The sequence below is a fragment of the Mesorhizobium sp. M7A.F.Ca.US.006.04.2.1 genome, from assembly GCF_004022915.1.
Taxonomy (GTDB): Bacteria; Pseudomonadota; Alphaproteobacteria; order Rhizobiales; family Rhizobiaceae; genus Mesorhizobium; species Mesorhizobium ciceri.
On sequence record NZ_RZQA01000452.1, the window covers coordinates 1 to 5,240 of the forward strand.

The following is a 5,240-nucleotide window of genomic DNA, read 5'->3' on the forward strand; positions in this document are numbered from 1 at the left end:
TCCTTGAGCGAAGGCATGCCGCGCCGCGACCAGGTCTCGACCCGGCCGATAACGAGGTTGGAAAACAGCGACAAAAGCAGATAGAGCACGCCCGCCGCGAAAAAGAAGGTGAAATAGGCCTTGGTGACGCCCGCTGCCTGCCGCGTTGCCAGCGCCAGCTCGTAGAAGCCGACAACAGCCAATAGCGCGGTGTCCTTGGTGGCGATCAGCCAGAGATTGGCGAGGCCCGGAATAGCGAAGGGCAGCATTGACGGCAAGGTGATGCGCCGCAACATCAGGCCCGGAGACATTCCATAGGCGCGGGCGGCTTCGATCTGGCCCTGCGGAATGGCCAGGATCGCGCCGCGTATCACCTCTGTCGAATAGGCGCCCTGGACGAAGCCGAGCACGGCGATGCCGGCGGCAAGGCCGCTCACGTCGACGCGCTGATAACCCATGGCCGTCAGCGCCTGATTGATCAGGTCGGTGCCGGCGTAATAGAGCAGCAGGATCAGCACCAGTTCGGGCACGGCGCGCACGATGGTGGTGTAAACCGCCAGGAGATCGCGCACCACCGGCCCGCCATAAAGCTTGCCATAGGCGCCGCCGGTGCCGATCAGAAGGCCGAGGCACGTGGCGCCCAGCGCGATCTCGATCGAATGCAGCAGCCCAACCAGAAGCGCCCCGCCCCAGCCTGGCGGGTAGGGCGAGAGAAGCTCGGTGATGCCGGCCGCGGAGGCCGAAAGAAGTGCGTCGATCAGCGTCGCCCCCGAAGTGCTGACTAACCGCCGACGGCTGCGTCGGCGGCAAACATGCCTGGGAAAGATCGAGCAGGTGGGGCATGGCGCGACGCCACACCCCACAGCTCATACGAGGATCGTCAGTTCGACTGCGCGCCGCCGCCGCCGTAAATGTCGAAATCGAAGTATTTCTTCGAGATCTCGTCATATTTGCCGTTGGCGCGGATCGCCTTGATGCCGGCGTTGATTTTGCCCTTCAGGTCGGTGTCTTCCTTGCGCACGCCGGCGCCGACGCCCGGTCCGAGCACTTCGTCATCGGGAGCGACCATGCCCTTCAGGTCGCAGCAGGCTTTGCCCTGGTCGGATTTGAGGAATTCGCCAAGCGCGATGGAATCGGCCTGCACCGCGTCGAGACGGCCGGCGGCCAGATCGTTGTTGGCCTCGTCCTGGGTCTGGTATTCCTTGATCTCGGAGGCTGTGCTGCCAAAGTGCTTCTTGGCGTAGACAGCGTGCACCGTCGACACTTGCACGCCGACGATCTTGCCCTTGAGGTCGTCCGGAGCGGAGCCGAATTTCTGGTCCTTCGGGCCGATGATCGCGGTCGGCGTGTTATAGTACTTGTCCGAGAAATCGATCGTCTTCGCGCGTTCGGCGGTGATCGACATCGAGGAGACGATGAGGTCGATCTTCTTGGTCGTCAGAGCCGGGATGATGCCGTCCCAGGCAACCGGGGTGATGACGCAATCGAGCTTCTCCTCGGCGCAGACGGCGTCGATGAAGTCGATCTCCCAGCCGATCCATTTGCCCGAAGCATCGGGCGAGGTGAAGGGCGGATAAGGCTCGGCGGCGACGCCGATCTTGACCGGATCGGCCTTGGCCACGCCCATGGCGGCGACGCCGAGCAGCAGCGCTGCGGCAAATGTCTTCAGAACGGTCTTCATTTCATGACTCCCAGTTTGTTGTTGGTTCCCGGTTTTCTTCCGTCCCGGCTTGCCTAGCCGATGTTGCGGATGAACTGCTTCAGCCTTTCGGATTTCGGTGCGCCGAAGATCTGCTCCGGCGGCCCTTCTTCCTCGACCAGCCCGTTGTAGAGGTAGACGACATGGGTCGCGACCTCGCGGGCGAACTTCATCTCGTGGGTGACCAGCACCATGGTGCGGCCTTCGCGCGCCAGGTCGCCGATCACCTTCAGCACCTCGCCGACCAGTTCGGGATCGAGCGCGGAGGTGGGCTCGTCGAACAGCATGACGCGCGGATTGATGGCCAGCGCCCGGGCGATCGCGGCGCGCTGCTGCTGGCCGCCCGACAGATAGGCCGGATAGACGTCGCGCTTTTCAGCCAGACCGACACGGGCGAGCAGCCTCTCGGCCTCGCCGATCGCCACATCGCGCTTGACGCCAAGCACATGCACCGGAACCTCGATGACGTTTTCGATCAGCGTCATGTGGCTCCACAGGTTGAAGTTTTGGAACACCATGCCGAGCTTGGAGCGGATGCGCTCGATCTGCTTGCGGTCGGCCGGAATGGTGTGGCCGTGGCTGTCGGCCTTGAGTTTGATCTCCTCGCCATTGACGCGAATGATGCCGCTGGTCGGGTTTTCCAGGCAGTTGATGCAGCGCAGCAGGGTCGACTTGCCGGACCCCGAGCCGCCGATGATGGCGATGACCTCGCCGTCGCGCGCTGACAGCGAGACGCCCTTCAGCACATGCAGCTCACCGAACTTCTTGTGCAGGTTCTCGACATGGATGGCTTCGGCGGCGCCGTCCTGCGCCTTGCCGGATCGGACTGCGGCAGCTTCCACCACGCTCACCGGGTGACCTCTATCGGGTCGGCTGCGGTTCGTCGAACGTGTATCCGGCTAATCAACATATACGCTGTACTGCCCCGCTCCAGACTTCAGCATGGACCCAACGGCGAGAGCCCGTCAATCCTGCTTATTACGGCACTTGCGAGCTTGTTGTGCAAGTGTATAAATAGCCTTCCATGAAATTTTCTCGATTTTTTTCAGCGAAAAAGGACTTCGATGAGCGCTTTCGGATCACAGTCCATGGCGGCGCCGCTGCGCCGCGTGCTGATGCGGTCGGCGGCCAACGCCATGCGCAATGCCGACAGGGTTGCCTGGCACTATGGCCCGGGATTCAATCCGGCGAAAGCGGCATCGCAGCACGCGCTCCTTGCTGAACTGGTGGCGGCTTCCGGTGCCGAAATCGAATGGATCGAGGACACGGCGGATGGACTTTCGGACTCGGTGTTCACGCACGACCCGTCGCTGATGACCGATCGCGGCGCGCTGATTCTGTCCATGGGCAAGCCGTTGCGCGCCAGGGAGCCCTCGCTGCATGAGGAAACCTACCGAAGGCTGGGCATTCCAATCCTGGGCCGCGTCGAGGTTCCTGGCCAGGTCGAAGGCGGTGATTGCGTATGGCTCGATGCCCGTACGCTGGTGATCGGGCGCGGTGTCCGCTCCAACCAGGAAGGCATCCAGCAGGTTTCCAACCTGCTGACGCCGCTGGGCGTTTCCGTCTACGGCTTTGATCTTCCGCTGTGGCAAGGCGAAGAAGCGTGCCTGCATCTGATGTCGGTGATCAGCCCGCTGGCCGACGACCTCGCACTGGTCCATTCACCGCTTTTGCCGGCCCCATTCTATCAGATGCTGAAGGCGCGTAACATCCGGCTGGTCGAAGGCGACGCCGAAGAGTTCGCGGCTTCCAACGGCCTTAGCCTGAACGTGCTGCCGACCAGCCCACACAAGATCATTGCCGTCGCGGGCTTTCCAAAGACCAAAGCCGCGATGGAAGCCGCCGGCTGCACGGTCGAAATCTTCGAGGCGGATGCGCTCTGCATCGCCTGCGAGGGCGGGCCGACATGCCTGACGCGACCGATCCTGCGCCAATGAATATGCCATCCCGCCGCAGGTTCCGTCGCGAGGGCGAGGAGCGGCGGCGGCAGGATCTGATCGAGGCCACTCTGGACAGCGTGGCGGAACATGGCCTGCAGGGCGCCACCTTGCGCACCATCGCATTGCGTGCCGGCGTCACCGCCGGGCTGATCCGGCACTATTTTCCCGGCAAGGAAGAATTGCTGCAGGAAGCCTATGCAGCGCTGATGGGCCGCATGACCGAGCAGGCGAAAGCGGCTTTGGTCATGGAGAATGCCTCGCCTCGCCAGCGCCTTGCGGCTTTCGTCACCGCCAACCTCAATGCGCCGATTATCGACGCGCGGGTGTTTTCGCTCTGGGCAACCTTCATCGGCCGCGCCAGAGCGGATCCGACCTTGGCCCACGCCCACCGCGAAGGCTACCTTGGTTTTCGCAATGAGGTGGAAGCGGTTGTGGCCGAGGTGCTCGCCGCCGAACGGCGCAAATCGGACGCAAGCCAATTGCGCCACCATGCCATCGCGATTAATGCGATCATCGACGGACTCTGGATCGAAGGCTGCCTGGCCGGCGAGATGTTCTCGCCCGGCGAATTGGCGGCGATCGGCATCAAGGCCGTCGAGGCCGAACTAGGCCTCGCGCCGGAAGGGGAGGAAAACCAATGACGACACTCGGCGAAGCGCTCATTTCGCTGCTCGAAGCCCATGGCGTCGACACGGTCTTCGGGATTCCCGGCGTCCACACGGTAGAACTCTACCGCGGGCTAGCGCGCTCCAAGATCCGCCACGTCACACCGCGTCACGAACAGGGCGCCGGCTTCATGGCCGATGGCTACGCACGCGCCAGCGGCAGACCGGGCGTCGCCTTCGTCATCACCGGACCGGGGCTGACCAACACCATCACCGCCATGGGGCAGGCACGCGCCGATTCGGTGCCGATGCTGGTGATCTCAGGCGTCAACGCCACGCCGACGCTGGGCAAGGGGCTGGGCCATCTGCACGAATTGCCGGATCAGCGCGGCATGATGGAGAAGGTGGCGCTGTTTTCGCAGCGCGTTACCGAGGCTGGCGAATTGCCCGGCGCGCTGGCGCAGGCCTTCGCCCTGTTTTCATCGGCCCGGCCCGGCCCGGTACATATCGAGATCCCGACCGACGTCATGGTCAAGCCGGCGGATGGCATCGCTGCCATGCTGAGCAATGTGACGCCGCCCGTGCCGGAAGGTGTCGCAATTGCCAACGCGGCCAAACTCATCAGTGCAGCGCGCCGCCCGCTGATCCTGGTCGGCGGCGGCGCCAAACGCGCCGAAGCGCCACTGCGGCGTCTGGCCGAACGGCTGGGGGCGCCGGTCGTCCAGACCACCAATGCGCGCGGCCTGCTGCATGGTCATCCGCTTTGCGTGCCGGCCAGTCCCAGCCTGAAGACAGTACGGGCGCTGATGGCCGACGCCGACCTGGTCATTGCCGCCGGCACCGAATTCGGCCCGACCGACTATGACGGCTACAGCGATGGCGGCTTCGTCCTGCCCGCCAACCTGATCCGCATCGATATCGGCGCGGACCAGCTTGCCCGCCGCCCGGCGACGGTTTCGATCCTGGCCGATTGCGCCGAGGCGCTCGAAGCACTGCTTCTGGAAACCCGCCATGTCC

Annotated in this window: 6 protein-coding genes; 3 read left to right on the forward strand and 3 right to left on the reverse strand. The window is 63.9% G+C overall.

Annotation, left to right across the window (positions count from 1 at the left end; translation table 11 throughout):
- The 3 genes from EN925_RS22235 to EN925_RS22245 all read right to left on the reverse strand — a co-directional run.
- Positions 1-704, reverse strand: a 704-nt coding sequence (locus tag EN925_RS22235; protein WP_245487266.1) for an ABC transporter permease, incomplete at its 3' end; no start/stop codon positions are given.
- A gap of 155 nt (positions 705-859) precedes the next feature.
- On the reverse strand, positions 860-1,660 hold the full coding sequence (locus EN925_RS22240) for a transporter substrate-binding domain-containing protein (protein ID WP_063169843.1): 801 nt from the start codon (positions 1,658-1,660) through the stop codon (positions 860-862).
- 53 nt (positions 1,661-1,713) lie between these two features.
- Complete coding sequence (locus EN925_RS22245) at positions 1,714-2,529, reverse strand: ABC transporter ATP-binding protein (RefSeq protein WP_063169844.1); 816 nt, start codon at positions 2,527-2,529, stop codon at positions 1,714-1,716.
- Between the two features lie 213 nt (positions 2,530-2,742).
- Here EN925_RS22245 and EN925_RS22250 point away from each other — a divergent pair, with 213 nt between their 5' ends.
- The 3 genes from EN925_RS22250 to EN925_RS22260 form a co-directional block, all read left to right on the forward strand.
- Complete coding sequence (locus EN925_RS22250) at positions 2,743-3,615, forward strand: dimethylarginine dimethylaminohydrolase family protein (RefSeq protein ID WP_063171053.1); 873 nt, start codon at positions 2,743-2,745, stop codon at positions 3,613-3,615.
- Positions 3,612-4,259: a TetR family transcriptional regulator C-terminal domain-containing protein gene (locus EN925_RS22255; protein WP_032809890.1), complete on the forward strand. Its 648-nt coding sequence runs from the start codon at positions 3,612-3,614 to the stop codon at positions 4,257-4,259. The genes EN925_RS22250 and EN925_RS22255 overlap by 4 nt, the downstream gene beginning before the upstream one ends.
- Positions 4,256-5,240 (forward strand): 5-guanidino-2-oxopentanoate decarboxylase (locus tag EN925_RS22260; protein WP_128336929.1); only part of this gene is annotated, 985 nt, incomplete at its 3' end. The genes EN925_RS22255 and EN925_RS22260, both read left to right, overlap by 4 nt.